This is a genomic window from Actinophytocola sp. (assembly GCF_009379765.1).
In the GTDB taxonomy this organism is placed as follows: domain Bacteria; phylum Actinomycetota; class Actinomycetes; order Mycobacteriales; family Pseudonocardiaceae; genus Actinophytocola.
In genome coordinates this window covers 1-25,906 of record NZ_WHTD01000116.1, presented here as the reverse complement: position 1 = coordinate 25,906, position 25,906 = coordinate 1, and the positions used below count along the sequence as shown (strand labels likewise).

At 72.5% G+C, this 25,906-nt stretch carries 27 protein-coding genes and 1 pseudogene; 3 read left to right on the top strand and 25 right to left on the bottom strand.

Going from position 1 to position 25,906, the window contains the following annotated elements; genetic code table 11:
* The 20 genes and pseudogenes from GEV28_RS29210 to GEV28_RS29115 form a co-directional block, all read right to left on the bottom strand.
* Window positions 1-416 (bottom strand): annotated as a pseudogene (locus tag GEV28_RS29210) (hypothetical protein); the annotation flags it as partial.
* A gap of 159 nt (window positions 417-575) precedes the next feature.
* On the bottom strand, window positions 576-1,241 hold the full coding sequence (locus GEV28_RS29205; RefSeq protein WP_291415667.1) for a hypothetical protein: 666 nt from the start codon (window positions 1,239-1,241) through the stop codon (window positions 576-578).
* Between the two features lie 228 nt (window positions 1,242-1,469).
* Complete coding sequence (ccsB, locus tag GEV28_RS29200) at window positions 1,470-2,453, bottom strand: c-type cytochrome biogenesis protein CcsB (protein ID WP_291415666.1); 984 nt, start codon at window positions 2,451-2,453, stop codon at window positions 1,470-1,472.
* Window positions 2,453-4,066: a cytochrome c biogenesis protein ResB gene (locus GEV28_RS29195; protein WP_291415665.1), complete on the bottom strand. Its 1,614-nt coding sequence runs from the start codon at window positions 4,064-4,066 to the stop codon at window positions 2,453-2,455. The genes ccsB and GEV28_RS29195 overlap by 1 nt, the downstream gene beginning before the upstream one ends.
* A complete protein-coding gene (locus GEV28_RS29190) occupies window positions 4,063-4,914 on the bottom strand; it encodes a cytochrome c biogenesis CcdA family protein (protein ID WP_291415664.1) in 852 nt (283 codons plus the stop codon). Before GEV28_RS29190 ends, GEV28_RS29195 begins: the two co-directional genes overlap by 4 nt.
* A 77-nt stretch (window positions 4,915-4,991) precedes the next feature.
* Window positions 4,992-5,561, bottom strand: coding sequence for a TlpA disulfide reductase family protein (locus GEV28_RS29185; RefSeq protein ID WP_291415663.1), 570 nt, complete (start codon window positions 5,559-5,561; stop codon window positions 4,992-4,994).
* Window positions 5,558-6,190 (bottom strand): histidine phosphatase family protein, encoded by a 633-nt coding sequence (locus GEV28_RS29180; RefSeq protein WP_291415662.1) that lies wholly within the window; start codon window positions 6,188-6,190, stop codon window positions 5,558-5,560. The genes GEV28_RS29185 and GEV28_RS29180 overlap by 4 nt, the downstream gene beginning before the upstream one ends.
* Window positions 6,187-7,506: a glutamate-1-semialdehyde 2,1-aminomutase gene (gene hemL, locus GEV28_RS29175; RefSeq protein ID WP_291415661.1), complete on the bottom strand. Its 1,320-nt coding sequence runs from the start codon at window positions 7,504-7,506 to the stop codon at window positions 6,187-6,189. The genes GEV28_RS29180 and hemL overlap by 4 nt, the downstream gene beginning before the upstream one ends.
* The gene (locus tag GEV28_RS29170) at window positions 7,496-7,861 is read right to left on the bottom strand and encodes a hypothetical protein (protein ID WP_291415660.1); all 366 of its coding nucleotides are present in this window, start codon (window positions 7,859-7,861) and stop codon (window positions 7,496-7,498) included. The genes hemL and GEV28_RS29170 overlap by 11 nt, the downstream gene beginning before the upstream one ends.
* Before the next feature lie 13 nt (window positions 7,862-7,874).
* A complete protein-coding gene (locus GEV28_RS29165; RefSeq protein ID WP_291415659.1) occupies window positions 7,875-8,447 on the bottom strand; it encodes a hypothetical protein in 573 nt (190 codons plus the stop codon).
* A gap of 4 nt (window positions 8,448-8,451) precedes the next feature.
* Window positions 8,452-8,928, bottom strand: a complete 477-nt coding sequence (locus GEV28_RS29160; protein ID WP_291415658.1) for a hypothetical protein — start codon at window positions 8,926-8,928, stop codon at window positions 8,452-8,454.
* A complete protein-coding gene (locus GEV28_RS29155; RefSeq protein WP_291415657.1) occupies window positions 8,925-9,515 on the bottom strand; it encodes a hypothetical protein in 591 nt (196 codons plus the stop codon). The genes GEV28_RS29160 and GEV28_RS29155 overlap by 4 nt, the downstream gene beginning before the upstream one ends.
* Before the next feature lie 30 nt (window positions 9,516-9,545).
* Window positions 9,546-10,517, bottom strand: coding sequence for a porphobilinogen synthase (hemB, locus tag GEV28_RS29150; RefSeq protein ID WP_291415656.1), 972 nt, complete (start codon window positions 10,515-10,517; stop codon window positions 9,546-9,548).
* Between the two features lie 9 nt (window positions 10,518-10,526).
* Complete coding sequence (locus GEV28_RS29145; RefSeq protein ID WP_291415655.1) at window positions 10,527-12,071, bottom strand: bifunctional uroporphyrinogen-III C-methyltransferase/uroporphyrinogen-III synthase; 1,545 nt, start codon at window positions 12,069-12,071, stop codon at window positions 10,527-10,529.
* Window positions 12,072-12,092: 21 nt separating this feature from the next.
* Complete coding sequence (gene hemC / locus GEV28_RS29140) at window positions 12,093-13,085, bottom strand: hydroxymethylbilane synthase (protein ID WP_291415654.1); 993 nt, start codon at window positions 13,083-13,085, stop codon at window positions 12,093-12,095.
* Window positions 13,082-14,407, bottom strand: a complete 1,326-nt coding sequence (locus tag GEV28_RS29135; RefSeq protein WP_291415653.1) for a glutamyl-tRNA reductase — start codon at window positions 14,405-14,407, stop codon at window positions 13,082-13,084. Before GEV28_RS29135 ends, hemC begins: the two co-directional genes overlap by 4 nt.
* Before the next feature lie 145 nt (window positions 14,408-14,552).
* Window positions 14,553-15,326 (bottom strand): redox-sensing transcriptional repressor Rex, encoded by a 774-nt coding sequence (locus tag GEV28_RS29130; RefSeq protein WP_291415670.1) that lies wholly within the window; start codon window positions 15,324-15,326, stop codon window positions 14,553-14,555.
* A 231-nt stretch (window positions 15,327-15,557) separates the two neighbouring features.
* Window positions 15,558-17,105: a molybdopterin-dependent oxidoreductase gene (locus tag GEV28_RS29125; protein WP_367115213.1), complete on the bottom strand. Its 1,548-nt coding sequence runs from the start codon at window positions 17,103-17,105 to the stop codon at window positions 15,558-15,560.
* 58 nt (window positions 17,106-17,163) lie between these two features.
* Entirely contained in the window at window positions 17,164-17,409 is a 246-nt protein-coding gene (locus tag GEV28_RS29120) for a glutaredoxin family protein (protein ID WP_291415652.1), read from the bottom strand.
* Window positions 17,410-18,942, bottom strand: coding sequence for an AMP-binding protein (locus GEV28_RS29115; RefSeq protein WP_291415651.1), 1,533 nt, complete (start codon window positions 18,940-18,942; stop codon window positions 17,410-17,412).
* Between the two features lie 190 nt (window positions 18,943-19,132).
* Between GEV28_RS29115 and GEV28_RS29110 the strand changes: the two genes are divergently transcribed.
* The 3 genes from GEV28_RS29110 (at window position 19,133) to GEV28_RS29100 (ending at window position 22,055) form a co-directional block, all read left to right on the top strand.
* Window positions 19,133-19,774 (top strand): sigma-70 family RNA polymerase sigma factor, encoded by a 642-nt coding sequence (locus GEV28_RS29110; protein WP_291415650.1) that lies wholly within the window; start codon window positions 19,133-19,135, stop codon window positions 19,772-19,774.
* Between the two features lie 96 nt (window positions 19,775-19,870).
* Entirely contained in the window at window positions 19,871-21,088 is a 1,218-nt protein-coding gene (locus tag GEV28_RS29105; protein WP_291415649.1) for a DUF5667 domain-containing protein, read from the top strand.
* A gap of 61 nt (window positions 21,089-21,149) precedes the next feature.
* Window positions 21,150-22,055: an HAD family phosphatase gene (locus GEV28_RS29100; protein WP_291415648.1), complete on the top strand. Its 906-nt coding sequence runs from the start codon at window positions 21,150-21,152 to the stop codon at window positions 22,053-22,055.
* A gap of 95 nt (window positions 22,056-22,150) precedes the next feature.
* Here GEV28_RS29100 and GEV28_RS29095 read toward each other — a convergent pair whose 3' ends face one another.
* The 5 genes from GEV28_RS29095 to proC all read right to left on the bottom strand — a co-directional run bounded on the left by GEV28_RS29095 (window position 22,151) and on the right by proC (window position 25,680).
* Entirely contained in the window at window positions 22,151-23,113 is a 963-nt protein-coding gene (locus tag GEV28_RS29095; RefSeq protein WP_291415647.1) for a lysophospholipid acyltransferase family protein, read from the bottom strand.
* Complete coding sequence (locus tag GEV28_RS29090) at window positions 23,110-24,060, bottom strand: NAD-dependent epimerase/dehydratase family protein (RefSeq protein ID WP_291415646.1); 951 nt, start codon at window positions 24,058-24,060, stop codon at window positions 23,110-23,112. The genes GEV28_RS29095 and GEV28_RS29090 overlap by 4 nt, the downstream gene beginning before the upstream one ends.
* A gap of 174 nt (window positions 24,061-24,234) precedes the next feature.
* On the bottom strand, window positions 24,235-24,336 hold the full coding sequence (locus GEV28_RS29085; RefSeq protein WP_018684825.1) for an AURKAIP1/COX24 domain-containing protein: 102 nt from the start codon (window positions 24,334-24,336) through the stop codon (window positions 24,235-24,237).
* A gap of 142 nt (window positions 24,337-24,478) precedes the next feature.
* Complete coding sequence (locus GEV28_RS29080) at window positions 24,479-24,697, bottom strand: helix-turn-helix domain-containing protein (RefSeq protein ID WP_291415668.1); 219 nt, start codon at window positions 24,695-24,697, stop codon at window positions 24,479-24,481.
* 155 nt (window positions 24,698-24,852) lie between these two features.
* Window positions 24,853-25,680, bottom strand: coding sequence for a pyrroline-5-carboxylate reductase (proC, locus tag GEV28_RS29075; RefSeq protein WP_291415645.1), 828 nt, complete (start codon window positions 25,678-25,680; stop codon window positions 24,853-24,855).
* Between the last annotated feature and the right edge of the window lie 226 nt (window positions 25,681-25,906).

The window sequence follows — 25,906 nt, the reverse complement described above, 5'->3', positions numbered from 1 at the left end:
GGTCCCGACGGCGTCTGCTCGGCGTAGTGCGGGTCGGAGGCGTTCGGATCCGCGTACTGCCGCGGCTGCGGGCCGGACGGCGTCTGCTCGGCGTAGTGCGGGTCGGAGGCGTTCGGATCCGCGTACTGCCGCGGCTGCGGGCCGGACGGCGTCTGCTCCGCGTAGTGCGGGCCCGAGACGTTCGGTTCGGTGTAGTACGGGCCGGACGAGGCGGGGTCGGTCGGGACCGGGTGCGGCGCCGAGTCGGTGCGCACATCGTCGTCCAGATGTGACGCGAGCGGCCGTGGGCCGAAGTCCTCGGTCTCCGGTTCGCCACCCTGCTGCCTGGCTCCCGGCGGCACCCAGGCGAACGGGGGCCGCGGAGCCGAGTCCTGACCGACGCCGGCCACGTCCGGCTCGCCTTCGCGCCCACTCACCGCTGGGTTCCTCCCTGGAAAAGACTGCCGAGACCGCCTCCGCACGCGACGGTAGTCGTTGCCTCGGGAGACAGTCGACACCGGGGCCCGCCGGTCTTCGCACCAGCAACCACGGGTCGCTTCGAGCAGTCCGTCCAGGCCGTGGAGCCAGGCGAGGAGTCAGCCGCCGAGCAGGCCACCCAACGGGTCGATCATGGTCAGTGCCGGCTGCTGGTCACCGCCGCCGCTGAGGATTCCGGTGACCGGCGACAGGATGTCGCCGACGGTGTCGGTGACCGGCGTGACGACGTCGCTGACCGTGTCGGTCACCGGGGTCACCACCTGCTCGACCGGACCGGGCGCCGGGTCGGGCGCGGGTGCCGGGGCGGGCGCCGGAGCAGGGCGGACGTTCTCGCCGTCCCCACTGCGGCTCTCACCGGTGGCGTGGCCGCCGTTGTCGGCCTCGTCCGCCTGCGGGGCGTGCTGGACCGGGACGGTGACCCTGGGGCCGGCCGAGGCCGGCTTGGTGGGCCGCGCGGTCTCCCGCTTGTCGTTCTTGTCGGACTGGTCGCCCGCCGCGGCGGGCGAGCCGCCGTCGTGGGGGCCGTTGCCGGGCGCCGACGGCGCGTGCTCCGGGGCGCCCTCGGCGCCCGAAGGTAACGCGTCGCCGTTCAGCCCGAACGCACCGGCGGCGACGGTGCCGGCGACGAGCAACGCGCCGGCGGCGATCCCGAAGGTCCACCGCCTGCCGGCGCCGCTGGCCGCGGCTTCGTCGGCCGGGTCCTCGTAGACCCTGCGCGCACCGAGCGGATGACCCTCTCGGCGCTGCAGTCGATCGGCCGACATACGTTCGCGACCGCCGTAGGCAGCTGCAGTCAACACACTCTCCTGGCCCTGTAGTGCTCACCCATAAGGATGAACAGTGACGAACCCCGGTGGCGGAGAGTACTGATAACGACGCGGGTTGTCCAACAGTGCTGGTCACGTAACCACACGGACGTGGACAGTAATGAAGATCAAGCAGTAGGCTCCGCCGACGATTCTTGGCAGTCTGCCAAGAAGACCGGGGAGTGCTCAGCCACTCGCGTAGGAGTGCAGGCCGGCAACGACCAGGTTGATGAAGAACAGGTTGAACACCATCATCGCGAAGCCCACGATGTTGATCAGCGCCGCCCGGCTGCCGCGCCAGCCCGCGGTCGCGCGGGAGTGCAGGTACGCGGCGTACACGACCCAGGCGATGAACGCCACGGTCTCCTTGGGGTCCCAGCCCCAGAACCGGCCCCAGGCCGACTCCGCCCAGATCGCGCCGAATATCACGCCGGCGGTGTAGATCGGGAACGCGAAGATCGTCGTGCGGTAGGCGACCTGGTCCAGGACTTCCGCGTCGGGCAGCCGGGTGGCCCACGCGGGCTTGCGGGTCTTGATCAGGTACAGCACGCTCACCACGCCCGGCACGAGGACCATGCCGCTGCCGAGCGCGATCGAGAACACGTGGATCACGAGCCAGTACGACTGCAGCGCGGGCTGTACGGGCGCGGCCGTCGTGTACAGCAACACCCCGCCCAGGAACATGAGCAGGATCACGGGCAGCAGCAACCACACCGACAGGTGCCGGATCGGGAACTTGCGCAGCATCACCAGCCACGTCACGACCGCGGCGAGCGAGAGGGTCGCGCCGAACTCGTACATGTTGCCCCACGGCACCCGCCCGGTGGCGAGTCCGCGCAGCGCCAGTGCGGTCACGTGCAGCAGGACGCCCAGCACGATCAGCGACACGGACATCCGGCCGAACCGCTCGGCCCGGCCCGCACGCGCCGGCTCGTCGGTCTCCAGGACCTCGTCGGCGGCGGTGTCGGTGGTGCTGTCGGTGGTGCTGTCGTCGGCGGTGTGGTCGACCGGCGCGCCGGCACCCACGAGCTCGCGCGCCCGGGCGACGACCTTCGTGCGGCGGCCGAAAGCCTGCTCGACCAGAGAGAACAGCATCGCCAGCACGTACACGCCGACCGCGGCGCCGTACGTCCAGTCGCTGTAGGTGGAGAACGTCTCGTTGACCGGCATCAGGTCTTCCTCCCCGCGGTGACGTCCTGCTTGGCGGGATCCTCGTCACCGTCTTCCGGTGCCAGCTCGTCCAGCAGGTCGTCGGAGAACCTGCGGAACTCCTCGCCGTAGCCGGCCTGGTCGGTACGTGCCAGCCCGCCGAGCAGCACCACCGTACGGCCGCTGCCGTCGCGGTTGTCGTCGGGGTCATCGGTGCCCGGGGTCGCCCGCACCCACAGCCGCCTGCGCTTGATCACCAGGGACGTGCCGAGGCCCAGGACCAGCGCGACCGCGAAGCCGAGCACCCACACCTGCGCGGGGTCGTGCGACACCTGCAGGTACACCCAGCGCTCGACGTCGTCGAACTTGACCACCGTGCCGTCGTCGAGCTCGATCTCGTCGCCGGGGCGCATGTTCTCGCGCGCGACCCGCTCGAGCCGCCCACTGTCCACCATGGACTGGTCGACCTCGAAGATGGACTGGCCGCGGCCGGACTCGTTGCCGAGGTCGCCACGCAGGACGTCGACCGCGACGGCCGGGTCGCGCAGGTCCGGGAAGCCGGAGGACAGGAGCGACCCGTCGAGCACCGCGGTCGGCGCGAACAGGCCGGTGACGGCGAGCTGCTTCTTGCGCCGCTCGGCCGGGTCGGTGACGCCCGGCGGGTCGAACTTGGTCGCGCCCTCGGACAGGTAGGTGAGGGGGTCGACCTGGCGCCACTGGGTTGTCTGCGTACGCTCCTCGCCGTTCGGGAAGGTGACGGTGAAGACCGGCGCGTAGCCGTTCCCGAGCAGGTAGACCCGGTCCCCCTCGACGCGCAACGGGCTGTTGACCTCCAGCGGGTAGGACCGCCAGGTGTCGCTCGCGAGGTCGTCGCCCGCCTGGTACCTGATGTCGGCGCGGAAGTAGTCGGCCTGGCCGGTGGGCAGGTAGTGCGCGGTGAAGTCGTCCACCGTGACGCAGAACTCGTCGAGGTCGGTGCCGTCGACGCGCAGGCCCGGGGTGAACGAGTCGAAGGCGTAGGTGCCGGAGTTGCAGAACTCGGCGCCGTTGGCCATGACGATGACCTGGCCCTCGTAGCTGAACATCTTGCCGAGGGCGAGCGCGACGATGAGCCCGAGCATGGCGAAGTGGAAGACGAGGTTGCCGGTCTCGCGCAGGTAGCCGCGCTCGGCGCTGATGCTGCGGGTGCCGTCCTCCTCCTCGCGCTCCTCGATCCGCCATCCCTTGAGCCGCCGCTTGGCCGTGTCCAGGACCTCGTCGACGGTCCGGTCGGTCTCGCCCTCGCGGTGGTGCGGCAGCCGGACGAGGTTGCGCGGGGTGAGCACCGGCCTGGCGCGCAAGGACTTCGCGTACTCGAGCGTGCGCGGGGTGAGGCAGCCGACGAGCGAGACGAACAGCAGCAGGTAGGTCGCGGAGAACCAGACGCTGGCGTAGACGTCGTAGAACTCGAGGCGGTCGAGGAGCCGGCCCCACCAGCCGTGGCTCGCGATGTACTCGTTGACCTTGGCGGCGTTCAGGCTGCGCTGCGGCAGGAGTGCGCCGGGCAGCGCGGCGAGGGCGAGGAGGAACAGCAGCACCAGGGCGGTGCGCATGGAGGTGAGGCCGCGCCAGGTGTTGCGCAGGACCGCGCTCATATCGGGAGCACCGTGTCGGTGACGACGGCGTCCCGCAGCCACGCGGTGATCTCGCCCCACAGTCCGGTGACGAGCAGCACGCCGACGACGAACAGGAGGCCACCTCCGACCAGTTGGACCCTCCGGCTGTTGCGGCGCAGCCAGCCGGAGGTGCGCACGGTCCAGCGGGCGCCGAGCGCGATGACCAGGAAGGGCACGCCCAGACCGATGCAGTAGACGAGGACGAGCAGGAACCCGCGGGCCGCGGTACCGCCGGTGCTGCTGGCGATGATCATCACGCCGGAGAGGGTGGGGCCGAGGCAGGGCGTCCAGCCGAGGCCGAAGACGGCGCCGAGGACCGGGGCGCCGGCGAGGCCGAGCCGCGGCACCCGGTGGATGCGGACGTCGCGCTGGAGCCCGGGAATGAGCCCGACGAACACCAGCGCCATCGCGATGATGATCACGCCGCCGATGCGCTGGAAGAGGTCGAGGTTGACCACCAGGGTGTCGGCGAGCCAGACGAGGCTGCCCACGGTGGCCGCGAAGACCGCGGTGAACCCCAGGACGAAGAGCCCGACGGCCCCGACGATGCGCCACCGCCCGGCGGCGGCCGGCTCGGATGCCACGGCGGCTTCGCCGGGGGCCGCGGAGGAGGCCTCGGCGGCGGTGGCACCGGCGGGTACGGCGGCCTTGTCGGGCACCGTCACGGGCGGGGCGTCGGCGCCGACGAGCGCGGCCAGGTAGGCCAGGTATCCGGGCACCAGTGGCACCACGCACGGGGACGCGAAGGAGATGATCCCGGCCAGCAGCGCCACCCCGCTGGCCAGCAACAGCGGGCCGTCGACGGCGAGGGCGGTCGTCGGATCCACGGGGTCAGGGTAGGCACCGCGCTCGCCGGTGGCCTCGGCGCCTCCCCACCGGAGTGGCCGGCGCTACTACTTCTCAGCTACTTCTCGGCGAGGAGGCGGTCGATCACCGGGACCAGGTCCTCGGCCAGCACGTCGCGCAGGAAGACCGCCGCCACCCGGTGCCGCTTGTCCAGGACGATCGTCGACGGGACCACCGAGCGCGGGTAGCCCTTGAGGTTCAGCAGCGACCGGCCGGGCGGGTCCCAGATCGACGGGTAGGTGAGGCCCGTGTCGCGGACGAAGTCCTGCGGGGCCGTGCGGTCGTAGTCGCGGACGTTGATGCCCAGGACCACCACGCCGGCCGACTTCTTCTCCTCGTAGACCTTCTCGAGCTCCGGCGCCTCGACCCGGCAGGGCGGGCACCAGGCACCCCAGAGGTTCAGGACGACGACCTCGTCCTCGAAGTCCGACACGGCGATCTGCTCACCCTCGGACATCAGGTCCTCGCCCGACATCGGCGGGACCGGCTGCCGGTCGTCGCCGTCGTAGGTGAGCTCCGCCTTGCCGCCCGGGGAGACGAACTGGAACTCGGTGCCGTCCTCGACCGCGTCGGTTCCCGTCGAGCAGCCGGCAAGAACCAGCAGCAGGGCCACGAGGACGAACCTCATGCGCCGGTCACCTTCGGGCTCGAGGCGCCGGCCGGTTCGGTGTAGCGGATCGCGACCAGTCGCTCGTCCTCGAACAGGAGGCTGGTCAGTGACGCGAGCGAACACTGCCGGCGACTCGGGTCGTGCCAGAGGCGCTTGCCCTCCAGGAACCGGCGCACCGTCCAGATCGGCAGCTGGTGCGACACGCACACCGCCTCGTGGCCCTCCGCCGCCTGCCGCGCCCGGTACACCGCCGCCAGCATCCGCCGGGCGATCAGCACGTACGGCTCACCCCACGACGGCACGAAGGGGTTCCGCAGCTGCGGCCAGTGCCGCGGCGAGCGCAGCGCCCCGTCGCCGACCGCGACCCGCATGCCCTCGAAGACGTTGTCCGCCTCGATCAGCCGGTCGTCGGTGTCGAGCGCCAGCTGGTGCGAGTCGGTGATCGGGCCCGCGGTCTGCTGCGCGCGCTCCAGCGGCGAGGCGACGACATGGCTGATGTCGTTGCCCGCCAAGTGCTCCGCGACGATCAGCGCCTGCCGCTTGCCCAGCTCGGACAGCCCGAACCCGGGCAGCCGCCCGTAGAGCACCCCCGTCGGGTTCTCCACCTCCCCGTGCCGCACCAGGTGCACGGTCGTGCGAGTGGTCACCGCTCCCCCTCCGATGCGGCCGCCGCCGCGGCGGCGGCCGCGGGCAGCGCGGAGGCGATCACCTCGAACGCCGCGTCGTCCATCGCCGCGTTGACGAACCAGGCCTCGAACGCGCTCGGCGGCGCGTACACCCCGCGCGCCAGCAGCGCGTGGAAGAACGCCGGGTACCGCCACGTCTCGGCGGCCTTCGCGCCCGGGTAGTCCCGGACCGGCTCCTCGGCGAAGAACACCGAGAGCAGGTTGCCGGCGAACTGCACCCGGTGCGCCACGCCGGCCGCGGCCAGCGCGTCGCCCAGCAGCGCCCCGAGCCGGGTCGCGTGCGCGTTCAGCACCGGGTAGACCTCGGGTGTCGCCGCGCGCAGCGAGGCCAGGCCCGCGGCCACCGCGACGGGGTTCCCGGACAGCGTGCCCGCCTGGTACACCGGGCCGGACGGGGCGAGCGCGGCCATGACGTCGGTCCGGCCGCCGAACGCCGCGGCGGGCAGGCCGCCGGACATCACCTTGCCGAACGTGTACAGGTCGCCCGGCACGGACTCGAGGCCGTACCAACCGGCGGTCGACACGCGGAAGCCGGTCATCACCTCGTCCATCACCAGCAGCGCGCCGTGCGCCGTGCACAGGTCACGCAGCGCCTGGTTGAAGCCGGGCTCCGGCGGGATCGCGCCCATGTTGCCGGCCGCCGCCTCGGTGATCACCGCCGCGATGTCCGCGCCGTCCGAGGCGAAGACGGCCGCCACGGCGGCGCGGTCGTTGTACGGCAGGACGATCGTGTCGGCCGCGGCGGCGCCGGTGACGCCGGGCGTGGTCGGCAGGCCGAGCGTGGCCACCCCGGAGCCCGCGTCGGCCAGCAACGCGTCGACGTGTCCGTGGTAGCAGCCGGCGAACTTCACGATCTTGCGCCGCCCGGTGAACCCCCGGGCCAGCCGGACGGCACTCATCGTCGCCTCGGTGCCCGAGTTGACCAACCGCACCGCCGCGACCGGGCCGACCCGGCCGATGATCTCCTCGGCCAGCTCGATCTCGCCCACGGTCGGCGTGCCGAACGACAGCCCGGACGCCGCCGCCGCACGGACGGCGTCGACCACCGCGGGGTGCGCGTGGCCGAGGATCATCGGGCCCCAGGAGCCGACCAGGTCCACGTACCTGGTGCCGTCGGCGTCCCACAGGTGCGGGCCCTCGCCGCGGACCATGAACCGAGGCGTACCGCCGACCGCCTGGAACGCGCGGACCGGCGAGTTGACCCCACCGGGAGTGACCGCTCGCGCCCGCTCGAACAGTGCCGCGGACCGCCGTGCCGTCTCCACCTCAGTCCTCACTTGCCACCTTCGCGTCCGAGTTCTTCGCCCGCTTCGCACGCTTGGGCCGGGTCCGCACCGCGAGCACGACCTGCCGCAGCGCGTCGAGCACGAGCAGCGCCGCGACCGTGCCGAACCCGATGGCGCCGCCGAGCCAGTTGCCGTAGATGCGGGTGGACACCAGCTCGGTGCCGTCCCCGACGACCGTGGTGATCGTGGCGAAGCCGCGCGGCCACGCCCAGAAAGCGAGCAGCACCAGCCCGCCCGCCACCAGCAGCTCCACGAGCGCCACCAGCGCCCGCCACGGACGGTGCAGCCGGCTCCGCTCGGTGGGCGGCGGCGCGACCAGCTCTTCGGTGGCCTGCGGTGCTGTCACGACGGCGAGCCTCTCATCGGCGGTTCTCCCCGCGCCGGGCGAGCCGGCGCTTCTTGTGCTCGGCGAAGTAGGCCGACGACTCCGGGCGGAACATGTAGATCACGGCGGTGACCGCGAACGCCACCTCGGCGAGGCTCCACATGAGGTTCAGGTCGGCACCCGTGCTCGCGACCGCGGACAGGAAGTTCATCACGCCGAGGGCCGCGAACGCGGTGAGCACGATCCGGCCCCAGTTGCGGCCCACCCGCATCTTCACCGCGAACAGCACGAACAGGGCCGCGAACAGCACGATGCCGAGGCCCAGGAACACCTGGATCATGACGGTGGCGTTGGCCACCTCGGCGGGGCCGTTGCGCTGACCCGCGTCCTCGAGGACCTGGCGGACCAGGCGGTCGAGCCACTCGCGGTCCAGCAGCACGCCGACGACCGTGGCCACGCTCGCGATGGCGGTGCTGGCGAGGCTGGCCTGGAACGCGGAGCCGATCGCCTTCGGACGCGGGATCCCACCGGCGCCGCCGCCGTCGACGGGCGGCATCGGCTCGGGTGAGAAGCCTCGCTCGTTGCCACTGTCGTGGGGGTTCGACACCCCCTCATTCAACATGACCGGCCTCGGGCTCGACGAGGCGGCGCAGTGCCTCCCGCAGACCGTCGTCGTCGCGGGCCCAAGCGAGCACCACCTTGTCGTCGTCGAGCCGCACCGGGATCTCGGTCGTCTTGCGCGGCGCGAGCCAGCCGCCACCGAGGACCTTGGCGCCGGTCGGCGTGCCGACGTCGGTGACCTTCGCGATCCGGGAGGTGGCCAGGTGCTCGCGCCCCTGGGTGAGGGTGCCGGTGGTCAGCCGCACGAAGTAGACCTTGCGCCGCGCGGACACCCACGCGGCCGCGATGCCGAACAGGACGACGCCGACGCCGAACCAGGGCAGCCAGTGCACCGGCCCGGTGGTGGCCTCCACCCCGGCGCCGACCACGGCGAAGAGCGGCCCCCACAGCAGCGGCCACCACGACGAGCCGCGCTCGGTGAACAGCACCGGAGCGTCGGGCTCGTCGGCGGGGGCCTGCCCGGTCACCTGACCGGCTGGCGCGGACCGAAGTAGTCCCGCGCGGACGGGATGTACATCAGCGCGATCGCGACCGCCGCGAACAGGCCGCCGACCTGGCCGTACGCCGTCCTGGCGAAGTAGAAGTGGAACACGATCAGGACCACGGTGATGATCACCGACATCATCCGGGCGCGCCGGACGCCCTCCTGCGCCTTGAAGGCGAACAGGGCGAGGAACGCGCCGAGCACCACGACGACGACCATGTACAGCCACAGCAAGGTGTTCACGAGCTGCTCGGCGCGGTCGGGCGTGAGCGGCTGGTCGGTGTCCACGTTGAGCGCGCTGTCGACCAGCGTCGCCTTGTTGACGATCAGGTCGATGCCGCTGACCAGCCCCACGATCCCCGAGGCGATCGCCAGGTAGAACGCGATCCGCAGGACTCGGGGGCGCGGTTTGTCGTCGTGGTCCCGAGCCGCCTCGCGGGCGGTCGGCATCACGGGCTTCTCCTTCGGGGCCGGCGGCGCCTTCTCGAGCTCCGACATCAACGGCTCGGGGTCGACCGTCTCGTCGGTGTCCTTGGGCTCGCCGGGGTCCGAATTGCCTGGCTTCGTCACGGGCGGCAGGTTACCTCTCCACCTTGCGGGTCAACGCAACCAGCCCGCGGCTTCCACGGCCCAGTACGTCAGCATGATGTCCGCGCCGGCCCGGCGGATGGCCGTGAGCGTCTCCAGGACGGCCGCGCGCCGGTCCAGCCAGCCGCCCGCCACGGCCGCCTCGATCATCGCGTACTCGCCCGAGATCTGGTACGCCGCAACGGGAACGTCGCTGATCTCGGCCACCGCGCGGATGACGTCGAGGTAGAGCATGGCCGGCTTGACCATCACCACGTCGGCGCCCTCGTCGAGGTCCAGCCGGACCTCGCGCAGCGCTTCCCGGACGTTGCCCGGGTCCTGCTGGTAGGTCTTGCGGTCGCCGGTGAGCTGCGACTCGACGGCGTCGCGGAACGGGCCGTAGAACGCCGAGGAGTACTTGGCCGAGTAGGCCAGGATCCCGGTGCTGGTGTGGCCGGCCCGGTCCAGCGCCTCGCGGATCGCGCCGACCTGGCCGTCCATCATCCCGCTGGGGCCTAGCAGGTGCGCGCCCGCCTCGGACTGCGCGAGCGCCATCTCGCCGTACACCCGCAGGGTGGCGTCGTTGTCGACGTTGCCGTCGTGGTCGAGCACCCCGCAGTGGCCGTGGTCGGTGAACTCGTCCAGGCACAGGTCCGACATCAGCACGGTCTCGTCGCCGAGCTCCGCACGGAGGTCGCGCAGCGCCACGTTGAGCACGCCGTTCGGGTCGATGCCGCCGGACCCGACCGCGTCCCGCGTCCGCGGCACGCCGAAGAGCATCAGCCCGCCGACCCCGGACCGCACGGCCTCGACCGCGGCCTTGCGCAGGCTGTCCCGGGTGTGCTGGACGACGCCGGGCATGGTCGCGATCGGCACCGGCTCGGTCGCGCCCTCCTTGACGAACATCGGCAGCACGAGCTGGTTCGGGCGGACCTCGGTCTCGCCGACCAGCCCGCGCATGGCGGCCGTGGTGCGCAGCCGGCGGGGCCGGTGGCTGGGGAACATGCGCGCCTCCTAGCGGCGGGCTCGCTTCGTCTTGCGCGGCGGCGGCAGCGCGCCTTCGGCACGGAGCCGGGCGGCGTGCTCGGCGAGCGCGTCGACCAGCGCCGGCACCTGGGCGTGCTCCGGCTGGACGTCCACCCGCAGGCCGAACTCCCGCGCGGTCTCCGCGGTCTTCGGGCCGATGCAGGCGACGAGCGTGCGGGTGTGCGGCTTGCCGGCGATGCCGACGAGGTTCCGCACGGTGGACGACGAGGTGAAGCACACCGCGTCGAAGCCACCGGTCTTGATCATCTCGCGGGTCTCGGCGGGCGGCGGCGCGGCACGCACCGTGCGGTACGCGGTCACGTCGTCGATCTCCCAGCCGCGGTCACGCAGGCCCGCCGCGAGCGTCTCGGTCGCGATGTCGGCCCGCGGCAGCAGCACGCGGTCCACCGGGTCGAGGATGTCGTCGTAGGGCGGGAACTCGTCGAGGAGCCCCTCGCTCGACTGCTCGCCGGAGGGCACCAGCTCGGGGATGATGCCGAAGCCGCGCACCTTCGCCGCGGTGGCCTCGCCGACGCAGGCGATCTTCACGCCGGAGAACGCACGGGCGTCCAGGCCGAACTCGGCGAACTTCTCCCACACCGCGCGCACCGCGTTGGTCGAGGTGAACACCAGCCACTGGTAGCGGCCGTCGACCAGGCCCTTGACCGAGCGCTCCATCTGCGCGGGGCTGCGCGGCGGCTCGACGGAGATCGTCGGCACCTCGGACGGGATGGCGCCGTGCAGCTGCAGCCGGTCGCTCATCTCGCCGGCCTGGTCCTTGGTCCTCGGCACGAGCACCCGCCAGCCGTACAGCGCGCGGGACTCCCACCAGGACAGCTTGGTCCGGCCGGACACCGCCTGGCCGACGGTGACGACCAGGTCGCCGGCGATCTCGCCGGCGTCCGCCGACAGCGACGCGAGCGTCGTGTCCAGCGTGCGCTGGCCGGAGCCGGTGCCGTCGGCGGTGACCGCGACCGGGGTCTGCGCGGCGAGGCCGTGCTCGACCAGCGCGGAGGCGGCCTCGGCCAGGTGGCTCGAGCTCGCGAGCAGGACGATCGGGCCCGGGGTGGCCGCGAGGCCCGCCCAGTTCACCTCGCCACGGACGTCGACCTCGGTGTGCGTCGAGCCGAGCGCGATGCCGGCGTAGGCCGGGACCGCGGTGCCCGGCGGCACGCCCGGCACGACGTCGAACACGGCGCTCGTGCGGGCCACCGCCTGCGCCTCGGCGACCAGCGCGGCATGGGTCAGCGGGTCGCCGGACACCAGGCGGATCACGACCCGGCCTGCCTTCGCCTCGGTCACCAGGTCCTTCGCGACATCGGTGGGCTCGCCCACCGCCGGGCGGACCTCGACGTCGCCGTCGACGCCCTGGCCGGCGAGCTCCAGCACGCCGGCCGGCACATCCGGGTCGGTCACGACGAGCTCGGCCCGGGCAAGGAGCTCCTTGGCCCGGACGGTGAGAAGCCCGGCGTCGCCGGGCCCGGAGCCCACGAACGCGATGCGACCCGAGCTCTTTCGGGTACGGGTGGTCATTGTCTTGGCCACTTCCTCTATCTATGACGACTCGGGGCCGGACAGCACGCCGGCTCCGAGCTCGAGCAGCTCGGCGGCCAGTGCACGCCCCAGCTGCTCACCTTCGGTCAGGTCACCGGTAGCCGAGGCCCGGAGCAGGTCGACGGCAGTCCCCTCGAGGTTGCCGTCGGCGGTCCAGTTCGCGGCCGCGACCCCGCGCAGCGACAGGCGGTGAACCACCCGGTCCACCCCGTCGTCGCCGCTGTCGAGGTCCTCGACCACATCGGCCAAAGCGCCAACCGGGGCGTTGCAGCCTGCCTCGAGCGCGGCCAACATGGCCCGCTCGGCGGCCACCGCGACCCTGGTGGCTTCATCGTCCACAATGGACTGGAGGAGGTGTTCGGTATCCATGTCGTCGACCCGGCACTCCACCGCGAGCGCCCCCTGCGCGGGCGCGGGCAGCACCTGGATCGGATCCAGCACCTCGGTGATCACGTCGAGCCGGCCCAGCCGGGCGAGGCCGGCCCTGGCCAGCACGACGGCATCGAGCTCACCGCCATCTTCCGGACGGCCGACCTTGCGGATGCGGCTGTCCACGTTGCCGCGGATGGGCACGACCACCAAACCGAGCCCGAGCGCCTGGATCTGCGCGGCCCGGCGCGGCGAGCCGGTGCCGACCCGGGAACCGGGCGGCAGCTCGCCGAGCGTCAGCGAGTCCCTGGCCACCAGCGCGTCCCGGGGGTCGGCGCGCGGTGGCACCGCGGCGAGCGACAGCCTCGGGTCGGGCTTGGTCGGCAGGTCCTTGTACGAATGCACGGCGACGTCCACCGTGCCGTCGGCGAGCGCGTCGCGCAGCGCCGAGGTGAAGACGCCGATGCCGATCTCGGCGATCGGCGCGGCCGAGCGGTCGCCCGGCGTGACGACGGTGACGAGCTCCACCGTCGCGCCCGCGGCCTCCAGCTGGGCGGCCACGGTGGCGGTCTGGGCGAGCGCGAGCGCGCTGCCGCGGGTGCCGATCCGGATGACTCCGCTCACCGCGTCTCACCGTCCAGCTCCGGGTCCTGCTTCGCGATGGCCGTTGGCAGTGCCGGGTCGAGCTGGAACAGCTCGCGCAGCGCCTCGGCGTACTCGGCCCCGCCCGGCGCGGAGGCCAGCTCCTTGACCCGCACGGTCGGCGTGTGCAGCAGCTTGTCGACGACCCGGTGCACGGTCTGGGCGACCTCGTCGCGCGTCCGGGCGTCCACCTCGGGCAGCCGCGAGTCCAGCCGGAGCAGCTCGGCGTCGACGACCTCGGCGGCCCTGCGGCGCAGCGCGGTGACCGTCGGGGTCACCTCGGCCGAGCGCTGGGTGGCGAGGTAGCCGCGGACCTCCTCGGCGACGATGCCGCTGGCCCGCCGGGTGTCCAGGCCGCTCGACGCCTCGGCGAGGCGGCGCTGCAGGCTCTCCAGGTCGATGATCGTGACGCCCGGGAGGTCGGCGACCGCGGCGTCCACGTCGCGCGGCAGCCCGAGGTCGCAGATGACCAGCGGGCGGGTGCGCGGTGCCCCTGTCGTCGTGACGGCGACCGTGTCGATGACCGTGCCCGTGGCACCGGTGCAGGAGACCACGAGGTCGGCGGCGGCGATCTGGTCGGCGAGCGCGGAGAGGCCGACCGCGCTCGCGACGACACCCTGGCCGGCGAGCGCCTCGGCGAGCCGGGCGCCGGTCCGCTCGGTGCGGTTGGCGATGACGACCTCGCCGATGCCGGCCCGGCGCAGCGCCGCGGCGGTCAGCGAACCCATGGAGCCCGCACCGACCAGCAGGGCCTTGCGGCCCGCGAGGCCGTCGAGGCGCATGTCGGCGTCGGCGAGCGCCTCGGCGACGACCGAGCCGCCCGCCTTGGAGAGCTCGGTCTCGGTGTGCACCCGCTTGCCGACCCGCAGCGCGCGCTGGATCAGCTCGTGCAGCGTGCGGCCGACCGTGCCGGCCTCGCGTGCGGCGTTGTAGGCGGTGCGGACCTGGCCGAGGATCTGCGACTCGCCGACCACCATCGAGTCGAGCCCCGCGGCGACGGCGAAGAGGTGCTCGACGGCCGCGCCCGCGTAGTGCACGTAGAGGTGCTCGTACAGCTCGGCGGCGTCCAGGCCGGAGTGGCGGCCGAGGACGTTCACGATGTCGGCGAGACCACCGTGGAAGGCCTGGACGACCGCGTAGACCTCGATCCGGTTGCAGGTGGTGACCAGGGTGGCCTCGACGACGTTGGCGCAGCGCGTCAGCTCGTCGAGGACCTTGCCGACCTCGCCCGCGGGCACCGTGGCCCGCTCGAGCACGCGCAGGTCCGCGGACCGGTGCGACAACCCAACGACCAGGAAACTCACGACGCCACCTCGCTCGCTTCGTGGTGCCGCTGTGCTCGATGGTTCGCTCCGCAAGCTCCGCTCACGGCTCTGCGGGCTCCGCTACACCGGCACCCTCCGCGGGCTCGGTGCCGCCGCTGTGACCTTGATTCGCTCGCAAGCTCGCTCACCGCTGCACCACCACCCCGGTCTGCCCGGCCGGGTTGGCCCTGCCGTTGACCCTGCCGTCGACCCGCTGGGCAGGGGTGGCGTCGGCGGCGGGCGCGTGGTCCGCGCGTCGGGCCACGTGGAAGGAGAGGATCTGCAGCTCGACCGCGAGGTCGACCTTGCGGACCTCGACCGTCTCCGGGACCTGGAGGACGACCGGGGCGAAGTTCAGGATGCACTCGACGCCTGCCTGCACGAGGCGGTCGCAGACGGCCTGCGCGGCGGGCGGCGGGGTGGCGATGACGCCGATGGTGACCTCGCGGGCGGCGCACACCGAGGGGATGTCGTCGATGTGGTCGACCGGGATGCCGCCGACGGGCACGCCCATCAGGTCGGGGTCGACGTCGAAGAGCGCGGTGACCGGGAAGCCGCGGCCGGGGAAGCCGCCGTAGTTGGCGAGCGCGTGGCCGAGGTTGCCGATGCCGACCACGGCGACGCTCTGCTCGCGGGTGAGGCCCAGCACGCGCTCGATCTGGTCGACCAGGACCTCGACCTCGTAGCCGACGCCGCGGGTGCCGTAGGAGCCGATGTAGGAGAGGTCCTTGCGCAGCTTGGCGGAGTTGACGCCGGCCGCGACGGACAGCTCCTCGCTCGAGACGCTCCCGATGCCCTGCTCGCGCATGCCGGACAGGACGCGGAGGTAGACGGCCAGTCGGGCGACGGCGGCCTCGGGGATGGCGCGGGCGCGATCCCGCATGCCGTTGCCGGCCATGCCGGTGCCGATCGCCGGCATCGGTGTGGTGATCTCCGCGGCGTTCTCCGTCGGCGCGCGTGGGGTTCTACCGGCTGCGTCGGACTGGCCACGCTGCGCCACGCTGATACTCCTTGACAGATACGCCCCTGGGATGTGCTTACGGTAGCCGCTTGTGAACGCAGGCACAAAATCGCAAGCCAGGGCCGTTTCGTGCGGCATACACCCTGTCTACTACTTCGGGGTCGCGCCCGGCTGGAGGGGTGCTGACCGTCACCGCGCGCTGATCGAGATCGTGTGCCAGCCGGTGGCGCCGTCCGGGGCGGGCGGTGCGTAGCGGTCGGTCTGGGTGTGGCCGGTGCGGTCGGTGGCGCGGACCGCGATCCGGTGGTCGCCCGCGGGCAGGTCGAGGTCGACCCGCCACATGCGCCAGGTGTTGAGGTCCACCTCGGCGCCGAGCTCGGCGGTGTGCCACATGCCGTCGACGGCGACCTCGACCTTGTCGATGCCGACGGTCGGGGCCCACGCGACGCCGGCCACGGTCATCCCGCGGTCGGTGGTCGCGCCGTCCTGCGGGCTGTCGATGCGGGACTGGGTCTTGATCGGCCCGCGTGCCGACCAGCCGCGCGGGACCCAGTAGCCCTCCTGTGCCGCGAACGTCGTCAGCTCCAGGTCGGTCACCCACTTGGTGGCCGAGACGTACCCGTAGAGGCCCGGGACGACCAGCCGCGCGGGGAACCCGTGCTCGACCGGCAGCGGCTCGTCGTTCATGCCGATGGCGAGCATCGCGCCGCGGTCCGGGTCGAGGACGGCGTCGACGGGACTGCCGGCGGTGAAGCCGTCGACGCTGGTGGAGAGGAGCTGGTCGGCGTCGCTCCGGACGCCGGCCTCGTCGAGGATGTCGCGCAGCGGGATGCCGATGAAGTTGGCGGTGGAGACGAGCGAGCCGCCGACGTCGTTGGACACACAGGCCATCGTGATCGGGCGCTCGATGAGCTTGCGGCCGCGGATGTCGGCGAAGTCGAAGGTCAGCTCGCGGTCGACCAGACCGTGGACGCGCAGCCGCCAGTCGTCGGCGGTCATCCGCGGGACGGTGAGCGCGGTGTCGATGCGGTAGAAGTCGGCGTTGCCGGTGATGAAGCTCGACGTGCCGGGGAAGGCCGCGTCGGCCGGGAGCTTCGGCGCGGGTTCGGCGACGCGCAGCCGGCCGACCTGCCGGCGCGACGCCTCGATGTCGACCCGGTTGCCGATCAGCTGGCCGATGGTGCCGAGCACGCCCGCGCCGACGACGACCCCGGCCGAGACGCGCATGAACCGCCGCCGGTCGTAGTCGGTGCCGCCGGCCGCGACGGCCAGCCCGTGCAGCCAGCGAAACCCACCCACGCCGACGAGCAGGCTGGCGGTGGGCGCGAGGAACCCGAGCTGGCCGAGGTCCGGCCTGGTGAGCACGGCGACGAACCCGATGGCCCCGAGCCCGGCGGCGACGGCCTGCCCCGGCCAGACCCTGGTCCGCGAGACGAGCCCCGCGACGACCGCGAGCCCGAGGACCACGACGGTCACGCCGATGAACAGGACGGTCTTGTCGAACGTGCCGAAGGTCTCCTTGGCCCACTCGGTGACCGGATGCGGCGAGATGTCCCGCACCCAGTTCCCGACGGCGAGGAACGGCGAGGCCGTCGGCCCGACGAACGCCGCGACGAGGTGCCCCGCCGCGAGCGCCGCGAGCAGCGACCCGAGCGCGACGGTGATCGCCCTGCCCCTGCCCATCCTCGGTCCGGGTGGCTGCGGGGTCGGCGCCTGGGCGCGGGTATCGAGCTGCACGTCTCAACATTCGTCGCAGGCGGCGCCAAGGTTCAACCGATTCCCGCTTACGGGTTCATTACCGCGCCGACTGCCGGGCGGTGAGCGCGGCGCGCAGGCGGTCCTCCTCGACCTGCCAGTACCCGTGTTCCACGTCGTCGACGAGGATCACCGGGACCCGGTCGCCGTACTCGGCGCGCCATTCCTGGTTCGAGTCGACGTCGCTCACCGACCACTCGACACCCAGGTCGGCACAGATCCGGGCCACCTCGGCCTCGGCCACCTCGCAGTTGTGGCAGCCCTGCCGCGACATCACGGTCACCATTCAGGTGACGCTACCCCGCAGGCTCGCCCGCCGGACCTTGCCTGTCGGCGAGTACGGCAGCGCCTCGACGAACTCGACCGACCGCGGCACCTTGAACCGGGCCAGCCGCTCCGCGCAGTGCTCCCGCACGGCGTCCTCGGTGAGCGAGGCGCCCGCCCGCAGCACGAGCACGGCCTTCACCTGCTCGCCGGTCCGCTTGTCCGGAACGCCGACCGCGGCCGACTCGACCACCTCGGCGAGCTCGTCGAGAACCCGCTCGATCTCGTTGGGGTACACGTTGAACCCGTTGACGATGATCAGGTCGTTCGCCCGGTCGACCAGGCACAGGTCGCCGTCCGCGTCGAGGTAGCCGACGTCGCCGGTGCGGAACCAGCCGTCGGCGTCCGGGCCGTGCGCGCCGTCCGGCCAGTAGCCGGAGAACAGGTTCGGCCCGCACGCGGCAACCCGGCCGGTCTCCGACTCATCGTCGTCGTCCCAGGTGTCGACCCACGCCGGCTCGTCCGGGTCCGGCGCGACGCCGACCGGGCGGCCGTCGGAGTCGACCAGCGCCAGCTCCACACCGGGCAGCGGGCGGCCGACCGAGCCCGGCTTCGCGTAGCCGCCGACCAGCGTCGACGTGAGCACCGGGCCGGTCTCGGTGAGCCCGTAGCCCTCGAACACCGACAGCCCGGTGGCGTGCTTGATCGCCGCGAGCAGCGCGGGCGCCAGCGGCGCGGCGCCCGAGGTGAGCAGGCGCACGGCCGACAACGCCTCGGCGAGCCGGTCGGCCGGCACCGCCGCGAACGCCTGGTACATCGCCGGCACCCCCACCAGCGCGGTCACCCGGTGCTCCGCGCAGACGGCGAGCGCCCGCTCGGCGGCGAACGTCTCCATCAGCACGGCGGTGGCGCCGGCGGCCGCGACCTGCAGCAGGCCGGGGCCGAGGCCGTAGGCGTGGAACAGCGGCACGACCAGCAGCACCCGGTCGGTCGCGGTGACCGGCGCGGGCTTGAGCGCGGCACACTGCTCGACGTTGGACAGCAGCGCGCGGTGGGACAGCATCACGCCGCGCGGCACCCCCGCGGTGCCGGAGGTGTAGCAGAGGACGGCGACGTCCTCGCCGCCCCGCGCCGGCACGGGGACGGTGATCTCGGCGGTCGCGTCGAGGTCGGCCGGCGCCAGCACGGTGACCTCGGCCGACACGTCGTCAGGGAGGCTGCCCACGACGAGCTCGGCACCCGAGTCGGTGAGCACCCGGGTCAGCTCCCGGGCCGGGGACTGGACGCTGATCGGGACCGCGATGCCGCCCGCCCTCAGCACACCGAAGAGCACCACGGCAAACTCAGGGCTCGTGGGCAGTGCGACAGCGACCCGGTCGCCGGGCACGAGGCCGGCCTGCAGGAGCGTGCCGGCGAACGCGTCGACGGCGGCGTCGACGTGTTGCCAGGTCAGGGTGCGTCCGGACGCCTGGTCGACGAGTGCCGCGTGTCCGGGCACCCGCGTCCCGGCCTCGGCGACCAGGTCGGCGACATTGCCCGTCAGCGCGTCGACCATGGCAACCCCTTCGCTGTCGACACCGGAATCCCGCAACGTTCCCGCAGTGTGGCACGACTCACGTGCGTCACGGTTGACCGCCTGGCGAGTCACATCCGTGGACCGCTACCTACTACGAAGTAACCGCACGTATGCTGCCTAAGGCTCCGGTCGGCGGTGCGGCCGACCGGGATCCGACGAGGGAGTGACCATGCCGTCCGTGCGCCCAGCTCAGCGGGACGCAGCGGGGGCAACGCCGCCCGATTCCGAGGCGTCCACGCAGGTGGGCGACCTCCCGCACCATGAACCGGGCAGCTCGTGGGACCTCGTGCACGCCGCGCAGGAGGGCGACCGGTCCGCGTTCGCCGAGCTCTACGACCGGTACGTGGACGTGGTGTTCCGCTACGTCCTGTTCCGGGTCGGGGATCGAGAGCTCGCCGAGGACGTCACGAGTGAGACCTTCCTCCGCGCCCTGCGCCGCATCTCCTCGGTGAGCTACCAGGGCCGCGACGTCGGCGCCTGGTTCGTCACGATCGCGCGGAACCTCGTGCTGGACCACGTGAAGTCGAGCCGGTTCCGGCTCGAGGTCGCCACCGCGGAGGTCGACGACTCACGCCGGGTCGAGTCCGGGCCGGAGCAGCAGGTGCTGTCCAAGGCCACCCGCACGGCCCTGCTGGAGTGCGTCCAGCAGCTCGGGGATGATCAGCGCGAGTGCATCGTCCTGCGGTTTCTCCAAGGTTTGTCGGTGGCGGAGACCGCGGCGGTGATGACCCGCAACGAGGGCGCGGTCAAGGCGCTGCAGCACCGCGCGGTCCGCAGGCTGGCCCAGCTGTTGCCACCGGAGCTGCGCTGAGCTGAATTTGTTGCGTGGGGCCGTAACCCGCCCCCTGCCGGATCGTTCACAACACGAGATCCTGGATCGGTTCCAGGAACGACACGGAGCACGATTGTGGAAAGCGGACCGGATCGCGAAGACGCCGAGCACGACCGCACCGTCGTGCCGGCCATGGCGTGGCTGGCCCCGCTGACCGCACCGACGGGCGCGGAACGCGATCGCATCCGCGAGCGGATCCTTGCCGGCTTACCGGAGGCGCCGGCCGCCGGCGCCGGCACCACCCGGGCCGCGGGCGCGGCAACCGTCACCACAGACCTGATGCGCCGGCCACGGCCGGTCGCACCGGGGAGAACCGCGCGGGCGCGTCGGGGGCCGCGCGGTCCCAAGGGTCGGGCCGACCGGTCCGACAGACCCGACCGGGAGCCGGCACGGCCGATGTCCGGCGCCCGGGCCCGGTTCGCGATCGCCGCGGTCGCGGTGCTCGCTCTCATCGGCTCGCTGACCGGGATGAGCCTGCTGCTCGCCCGCGACGCGCTCCCCGGCGACGCCCTCTACGGCGTCAAGCGCACCGCGGAGGCCGCCTCGCTCGGCCTCACCTTCGGCGACGAGCCCCAGGCGCTCAAGCACCTCGAGTTCGCCGGCGCCCGGGTGGGCGAGATCGAGACGCTCGCCCGGCGCTACCCGGATCGCGACAGCGCTCCGGTGGGTGGCTACCTCACCGCGCTCACCGACTTCGACAACGACGCCGCGGCGGGCTCCCGCCAGCTGATCGCGCTGGCGACCCGCGCCGACGGCCGCCAGCTCGACGCGCTGCGCTCGTGGGCGCAGCAGCAGGACGCCCGGCTGACCGAGGTGACGCCGCGGTTGCCGGCGGCCGCGCGCAACCGGGAGACAGCGACGCTCGCGCTGCTCGACAAGATCGCGACCAGGGCGGGCGCGTTGTTCGCTCGGATGGACTGCTACCAGATCACCTCCGGGTCGTTCGACGACGTCGGCGCGCTGCCGGCCACCGGCGCCTGCGGAGACGCGACCGGGGCTGACCCGAACGCGCCGTCGTCGAGTGTGCCCGGGGACACCGACAGCTCCGTGCAGCCGACGGTTCCGCCGCAGGGGGCGGAACCGTCGACGTCGGGGCAGCCGACCCCGGCCCTGCCACCGCTGCCGCCGGTCGCGCGAACCGTGCCGCAGCCTGCGCCTCCCGGCTCGGACCCGTCCCCGGGCGCCGAGCAACCGCCCGGGGACGGTTCGACGATCGTGCTGCCACTGCCGTTGCCGGCGATCGAGCTGCCACCTCTGCTGCCCGGGCTGCCCGGCGTGCGGATCGGTCAATGACCAGCATCGCTACGCTGTCGGTGGAGTTGCACCTGTGGGTCGGATACGCGGAGGCGATGCCGTGTCCCTGTGGCGTGGCCGTGACAAGGAGCCGGAGCTCGAGCAGCTAGCCACGCTCGCCGGCGAGGCCTCGGCGGAGGCCGCGGTCGTCCTCGAACGCGCCGAGCCCGACGAGCCCGGCCGTCCTGCGCCGCCCGTGGACCTCACCGCGGCGGCGTTCTTCGACGTGGACAACACGATGATGATGGGCGCGTCCATCTTCCATTTCGCCCGCGGGATGGCCGCGCGCAAGTTCTTCACCAGCTCCGATCTGGCCAAGTTCGCCTTCCAGCAGGTCAGGTTCCGGGTCGGCGGCCGGGAGACCCACGACGGCATCCGCAACGCCCGCGAGTCCGGCCTGTCCTTTGTGGCCGGTCACTCGGTCGCCGAGCTGATGACCCACGGCGAGGAGATCTACGACGAGCTGATGGCCGACAAGATCTGGCCGGGTACCCGCGCGCTGGCCCAGATGCACCTGGACGCGGGCCAACGCGTCTGGCTGGTCACCGCGACCCCGGTCGACCTGGCCACGATCATCGCCCGCCGGCTCGGTCTGACCGGCGCGCTCGGGACCGTGCTGGAGAGCGAGGACGGCGTCTACACGGGCCGGCTGGTCGGCGAGATGCTGCACGGCCCGGCGAAGGCCCACGCGGTCCGGGCGCTCGCGGCGCGCGAGGGCCTGAACCTGCGCCGCTGCACGGCGTACTCCGACTCGGCCAACGACGTGCCGATGCTCTCGGTGGTCGGCACCGCGGTGGCGGTCAACCCGGACGGCTCGCTGCGGGAGGCCGCCCGCAAGCGCGGCTGGGAGATCCGCGACTTCCGGACGGGCCGCAAGGCCGCGAAGATCGGCGTCCCGTCGGTGCTGGGCGCGAGCGCGGTGGCCGGCGCCGTAGCCGCCGGCCTCGCCTACCGCAAACGCGCATAAGCCCAGGGGACCGTGACGGCACCCAACCACCAACCACCAGAGATCCGCACCATCCGCCGGAACGCAACCAACACTTTTAATTCCGGGGAGGCGGACTAGGTGAAGATAGAGGGGCGAGCGGCGACCAGGCGGGTGAGGGTGGCCTGGATGGTGTCGCGGACCTGGTCGGCAATGTCCAGCACCAGCGCGTGGTCCTGGTCGGCGTCCGGCGCCGCGCGGTCGGTGCGGACCGGCTCGCCGAAGTCGATGGTCCACTTCGTCGGCAGCGGGACCGCGCCCAGCGGGCCCAGCAGCGGGAACAGCGGCGTCACCGGGAAGTACGGCAGGCCGAGCAACCGCGCCAGCGGCTGGAAGTCGGCGATCTTCGGGTGGATCTCCTCCGCCCCGACGATCGAGCACGGGATGATCGGGACCCCGGCCCGCAGCGCGGTCGCCACGAAGCCGCCGCGGCCGAAGCGCTGCAGGCGGTACCGCTCGCTGAACGGCTTGCCGATCCCCTTGAAGCCCTCCGGCCACACCCCGACCATCTCGCCCGCGCGCAGCAGGCGCTGCGCGTCCGCGCTGCACGCCAGCGTCTGGCCGGTCTTGCGGGCGAGGCTCCCGAGCACCGGGACCTTGAACACGAGGTCCGCGCCCAGCATCCGCAGGTGCTTGCGCTCCGGGTGGTTGTCGTGCACGGCGACCGCGGTCATCACGGCGTCCCACGGCAGCGTGCCGGAGTGGTTGGCGACGACCAGTGCGCCCGTGCCGGCCGGGAGGTTCCCGGCGCCGGTGACGGTGACGCGGAACCACTTCTCGTAGATCGCGCGCAGCGGCGGCATCAGCACCGCGTCGGTGAGCTCGGGGTCGAAGCCGAAGTCGTCGACCGGGTACGTGCCGGTGAGCCTGCGGCGCACGAACCGCGCGGCGCCCGCCAGGAGCCCTGGCTCCGGCTCGGTCCGCGGGTGCAGCCGGGCGACCGGCGCCGGCCGGCCGGTGACGGTGGCCGGGCGGACGTGCACCGCCCCGTCGAGCGCCCGGCGCGGCAGCTGGATCACGTCGGCCGTACGACCGTTCACTGGCTCATCTCCTGGTGCGCGGTGCGCACGTAGTCATCGAATGCGGCTGCCGTGGACCACCTCGGCGCGAACCCGAACGTGGTCTTGAGCCGGGTCGTGTCGATCACCCGGCCGTAGTTGAGCAGCCGGGCGAGATCCGGCGAGAAGTGCACCGGCGCGGCACCGCGCACCAGCTTGGTGGCGGCGGGAATCGCCGCACGCAGCATCGGCAGCGCCACCCGCCCGGCCCGGCGGACCGCTTGGGACAGCAGGATTACCCCGTCACCGCCGACGTTGAACACGCCGGGCAGATCGTGGACGGTCGCCCGCTCCAGGGCCGCGACCGCGTCCTGCGGGTGCAGCAGCTGTACCCGCGCGTCGAAGCCGAGGACGGTCGGCACCACGGGCAGCCGGAAGTAGCGGGCCAGCGCGGTGTCCACACCCGGCCCGATCAGCTCGGCCAGCCGCATGGTCGTCAGCGCGACATCGGGGCGGCGGCGGGCGAACCCGCGCACGTACGCCTCGATCTCGGCGGGCTCGCGGTCCCGACCGCCGGCGAGCGGGTCCTGCTCGGTGAACACCGCGGGCGACGTCGCGCTGGCGCCGTACACCTCGGCGGTGGACTTCACCACGAGCTTGCGCAACCGCGGTGACCGCTTGCAGGCGGCCAGCAGCTGCATGGTGCCGATGACGTTGCGTTCCTTGATCGCGGAACGCGACGGCCCGACGCTCGCCCGCGGCGCGGCGTGCACCACGGTGTCGACCTTCGCCGAGCTGATCACCTTGGCGATCCGTGGGTTGCGGATGTCCGCGGCCACGAACTCCACCCGCGCGGGCACGCCCGTCGCGGGTGGCCGGGTGTCGACCCCGAGTACTCGATCTATGTCGGGGTTGGCCGCCAGCCGCGCGGCCAGTCGACCCCCCAGGTGGTCGGCGACTCCGGTCACCAGGAGGACTTTGGGCGCCATACGACTCCGATGAATCGATCACGTAAGGAGGACGGCCCGGCTATCACGGTGGCGGACCACCCGGCGACTGTACATCCGAATCGTGATCGATCTGTCGCTGGCAACGCGTAATTAACGCAGGTCACACGCTGTGTTCCCGGATGTCACTCGTTCGGCGGCACCCGGGACAGCGACCTACTTCTTGAGCTTGCGACGCTGGACGCGCGTCTTGCGCAGCAGCTTGCGGTGCTTCTTCTTCGACATGCGCTTGCGGCGCTTCTTGATGACCGAGCCCATGTGGACCCCTTGCTGTAGTCGGTGGTCGATCTTGCCTGGGCGGCTACGACCACTCGACCGGCAGGTCACGGACGTGCTCGAAATTACCAGGCACAACGGTCATCCAGGTTACCCGGACGCCGTCGGCCTCCGGTCACCGGCACTAGCCAGCGTCGAAATAGGCGCTGCGCAGATAGTCGTCGACCGCCTTCTCGGGTACCCGGAAAGACTTCCCGACGCGTACCGCGGGCAGCTCTCCGTTGTGCACCAAGCGGTACACCGTCATCTTCGACACCCGCATCACCGTGGCGACCTCGGCGACGGTCAGGAACTGCACCTGTGCGAGGCCTGGATGCTCCGGGTCGTTCTTGTCAGCCGGCATGCTCACCGAGCCCTTCGACACGCATCGCGCCGTCGGCTTCCCCACCGACGGGTCCGACACGCACGTGCTTCACCCGAGAGTAGCGGGACTGGTGTGACTCATGCGACGCCGCGGACGCAATACCACCGAAATTTGCGCCGACCGGCGGGCCGTCGTCAGTTCTCGTCATGCGCCCGGCCGAGCTCCTGCGAGCGGTCCCGTGCGGCCTCGATCGCGGCCAGCAACGCGGCCCGGACACCGTGTTTCTCCAGCTCACGGATGGCCATGATGGTGGTGCCGGCCGGCGAGGTGACGGCTTCGCGCAGGATCACCGGGTGCTCACCGGTCCTGGCCAGCATCGCGGCCGCGCCGACCGCAGACTGGATGATCAGCTTCTCGGACACCGCACGCGGCAGGCCGAGCAGGATGCCGGCATCGATCATGGCCTCGACCAGGTAGAAGAAGTACGCCGGGCCGGAGCCGGAGAGCGCCGTGACGGCGTCCTGCTGCGACTCGGGCACCCGGACGACGGTCCCGACCGTGGACAGCAGGTGCTCGACGACGGCGAGGTGCTCGGCGGTGGCGTAGCGGCCGGGCGAGATGGCACTCATCGCCTCGCCGACGACCATCGGGGTGTTGGGCATGACGCGCACGACCGGCACGCCCTCGGGGAGGCGGCGCTCGTACAGTGCGGTCGGCAGGCCCGCGCACAGCGAGACGATGAGCTTGCTCGGGTCGGTGACCGGCGCGAGCTCGTCGAGGAGCGGCTCGATGTCCTGCGGCTTGACCGCGACGACCAGGACGCCGGCCTCCTTGGCGGCGGTGGCCACGTCGACCCCGCGGACGCCGTAGCGGGTGGTCAGCTCGGTCGCGCGCTCCGGGTGGCGCTCGGTGAACATGAGCTCGTCGGCCCGCCGGCCGCCGGTGAGCAGGCCGGAGAGGAGCGCCTCGCCGATCTTGCCCGCACCGAGGACCGCGATGGCCGGCTTGTCCGCATCAGTCATGCGCATCAGCCTGCCACGCCCCGCGCCCCGCCCCATGTCACCCCGTGACGCCCCCCACGTCGCCGTGTCGCCCCCTCGCGTCGCCATGTCGCCCCGTCGCCGTGTCGCCCCCTCGCGTCGCCATGTCGCCCCGTGACGCAGCCGTGTCGACCCCCCACGTCGCCGTGTCGACTCGTGGCGATGGTCGGGTGAGGGCGAGGTGTGTCGTACACCCGACGCGACAGGG